The organism is Lactococcus cremoris subsp. cremoris NBRC 100676, from assembly GCF_001591705.1.
Classification (GTDB): Bacteria; Bacillota; Bacilli; order Lactobacillales; family Streptococcaceae; genus Lactococcus; species Lactococcus cremoris.
This window is the reverse complement of the sequence record NZ_BCVK01000097.1, coordinates 1-3,370: the sequence shown is the minus strand read 5'-3', so window position 1 is coordinate 3,370 and position 3,370 is coordinate 1. Positions and strand designations below refer to the sequence as shown.

Genomic DNA, 3,370 nt, shown 5'->3' with positions numbered 1-3,370 from the left:
GTTTGTATGGTTAGAGTCATATCCGCAGCACTCACTTCTTTTTCTCGGCGAATATGGTCAATACTTTTTTTAAGATGTCTCGTTCTTCCTTAACTTTAGCCAGTTGTCTTTTTAATTCTAGAAAATCAGCTTTAGAGACGGAGCTTTCATTAGACTTAGAATAGAGGTCGATCCATTTATAAATCGTTGCAGGAGCCACGCCGTATTCTTTAGACAGCTGGGTGACGGATTGCCCAGAATGATAAAAGTCGAGAAGGGTGTCTTTAAATTCTTGTAAGTAGCGTTTTTGCATGTTTTTATCCTTTGTCTAAATTATACAATAGTGACTCTAAGATTTAAGGATAGCATCAATTACTTATAGTATTTTTTTTATAATTGAGTTAGACTATCAATTATTTTTTTTGTTAATTCTTTTTGTTGGGTTGCAGTTAATTTACTTGATATTCTAATTACACAAGTACCACAAACTTCATGAGAACCAGAGTTAAATAATCCTGCACCATCAAATGCTGATAAATAATCATTGCGCTTTTGTGCTTCTTCAGATGATTTGTAAACTTCAATTTGCCCTCCGGCATCAGTACCTTTAGCAACAATATCTGATCCATCTATTTGGTCTTGTACTGCAGAATCCGTAAAATAGATAGCGGAGGTATACCCCCCAGGTTTGTTCAATGATCCATTTGGATCATTGGTTTCTGTTACTGCTTGAACCCCTGTAACAGTGGGTAAAGATTTCAATTTTTCGATTACAAAATCTGAAGTCGGGTTAGTCACTAACTTATTTTTATTGATTGATTCTTTAAAATTAGATAAAGCCAATTTTAATTCTCTTTCGTTAATACTATAATCAACTTTTTTTGGTAAAGACTTTATTGATTTGTTAATGTCAGAAGTTTTATTGGGAATTTCTGGAACTTTGATCTTATCATTTTGAGATTTCTTTAAAATCTTTTCAAGGTTTGTTTTCGTTGAATTATCAAGTGGTAGTTCATTATTTGCTAAATTTTTTTCTGCATTTTTAATAATTTTATCCAAAGATTTATTTTTGTCTTCGATTGGCCTATAAGTACTATTAAAATTATTAACCGCTTCTTTATGCGGCTTTGCAATTCCAAAAAAGTATCCAAATCCTATACCGACTAAAATAACTATAATAGAAAATATAGTAATTATTTTTTTTTCATGTTTATTTCCTCCTGTGCATTTATACTCTATGCATTATCCATTATAACATTTAATAAATAAATAACCCCTATAATTCAGAAATTGAATAATAGGGGTTATTTTTATTTGATTTCTCAGGGGTTATTATCTAATTATAGACCCTGTAACTATGAGAAAATGACTTAACATCAACTCCTATTTTTACATTTATCAATAAAATGTTTTTAGTTCATCGAATGCAATAGATAAATTCACACGTCGTAAATTAGAAATTGATTGTTGATAAAGAATTTCTAACACTTGATTTCGTTCACTATCTGTCCCATGATGCAACAATCGATGGCAATTGGGACAAATACACTTAATATTTGCGATCTTATCTAAGCTATAATCAAACTCACCTTGTCTTCCCATAGGAATTAGATGATGTGCCTCCATATATGATTTTCCAGTTTTTCTAGATGTAAAAGTTTGATGGGTAGGATCAACTTCACATAAAAAATTGGTTTTCTTGAGCGCTATCGCAGCTATTTTACTATCTCGGGGCCAGTTTTCTTGCCCCCCACGATTGATAACAGGATCTTTCCGCTGTGTTGGTTCTTCAATGATTTCTTCAGCAGGTGACTCTGCCATTTCTTCTTCAATTTGATAGACATAAGTTTCGTCATTATCATCTACTTCTTTGAAGATACTTTGGTCATGTATAAGCGCTTGATAAAACGAATTATTTAAGATTTCACGATAAAAATCCTCAAAACTACGATTTTTACCTATATATAATTCTACTTCTACCAGCATTTGAGTAAATGCTTTAATGTCTTCTTCGAACTCTTCATTTGTAGGTAAACATTCGATATCGTAGTATTTATTAAAAATCGAACCAAGCTCATAGCCGACTGCTAAAGTTTCTGAAGACCCTAAGTCAATTGGATCTACACTGTATCTTAGATCATCAACGATGTTACTTAGAGTATATGAAGCTTGTTTAATCTTTTCTTTTGCAATTTGTTTAGGTTTATAGGAATTTTTAAAAAACGTCCATCCTTGATTTAACGTAATATAAAACCCCGTCATATCTGCTTTAAACAAGATCGCAATATCAATTCCATACGTTGTTTTTGCAGAGATAGCTTTATTATAAATACATACCCATGGGATAACTGCCCACTGTCCTTGTCCTATAGATCCTTTCACACTGAATTTTTCTGGATCAAGAAATGTCATAATCTCATTAGGTATGTCTTTTCTCACTAGTGTCCCTAGTGAGTTTTCTTTAAAAGCATTATTTTTTTCTGTTAAATAATTTTGCGCAACTTCTGAAAATAATTCAATCAATGTCTCACCTATTCAAGTCAATACCGCTCTATGACTTCCTCTAATTTTTTGGGTTATTTTTGCATATGCCTCGAATGGTCTCCAGGACCTTAATCGTTGTTGAGCCAGTAAATAGCCTTCTATGAATTTAATAGAATCATAATTCTACACAAACATCTTTTGTAATAAGCCTTTTTTCTGTTCTTTCAACAAATCCAACTTACGTTGATGAAGACCGATAATGTTGTCAATTTCCTTGAAAAAATTACCAATCTGTTGTTGCTCAGTTAGTGTTGGCGACGAAATTGGCTGTTTACTTAATTCCGTTTGATTGATGCTTGCTTGGCTGACTGTGGGATTCGCGTGCGAAACTGCCCAATTTTTCATTGGCATCGTGTTTAGTCTCTGAAATAAAAATTCCGAATCAACGCCATTGCGCATTTGGAATCGCAAGAGATTAATTCCGTGATAAATCCCCGTCGTATCAACTAAGGGTTGCCATTTAATTTATAAGCATTATTTTCATTAAGCACCTCACGCCAGTGCCCTTCTAAAACCTTAATAGGGACATAAGATAAATCTTTACGATAGGTCCATCCTTCTGCTTCTAGTTTTTTGATTAAAGCAGCTTCAAATTTTGCTTCTGCCATTCCTTTTTCTCCCTCTCAATAATGCATGATTTTTATTATCTTTATTTTACCAGTTTATATGAGTTTTAGGTGAAATTTTATTAGATGATATTTATATCATATTTCAAAATTGATAATATATAAAATAAATAATATTAAATCAGTTTTTTTATGCTATTTGTCTTTTATATATAATCATAAATTGTTATAAAAAAACCTATGTGCTACATACTTTTTTCTCATTTTTTAATAAAAAAATT

Annotated in this window: 2 protein-coding genes and 3 pseudogenes; all 5 read right to left on the bottom strand. The window is 31.8% G+C overall.

All coding sequences use genetic code 11. The annotated features are described in order from the left end of the window. Positions 1-292 (bottom strand): annotated as a pseudogene (locus LLA01S_RS11745) (transposase); the annotation flags it as partial. Positions 293-369: 77 nt separating this feature from the next. Then, the gene (locus tag LLA01S_RS11740; protein WP_232035042.1) at positions 370-1,038 is read right to left on the bottom strand and encodes an EbhA; all 669 of its coding nucleotides are present in this window, start codon (positions 1,036-1,038) and stop codon (positions 370-372) included. Positions 1,039-1,377: 339 nt separating this feature from the next. Further along, positions 1,378-2,502, bottom strand: a complete 1,125-nt coding sequence (locus LLA01S_RS12320) for an MrcB family domain-containing protein (protein ID WP_081106903.1) — start codon at positions 2,500-2,502, stop codon at positions 1,378-1,380. Positions 2,503-2,652: 150 nt separating this feature from the next. Further along, a pseudogene (locus tag LLA01S_RS11730) lies at positions 2,653-2,955 on the bottom strand (restriction endonuclease subunit S); the annotation flags it as partial. A 17-nt stretch (positions 2,956-2,972) separates the two neighbouring features. Then, positions 2,973-3,131: pseudogene (locus LLA01S_RS12315) on the bottom strand (restriction endonuclease subunit R); the annotation flags it as partial. Positions 3,132-3,370 lie beyond the last annotated feature (239 nt).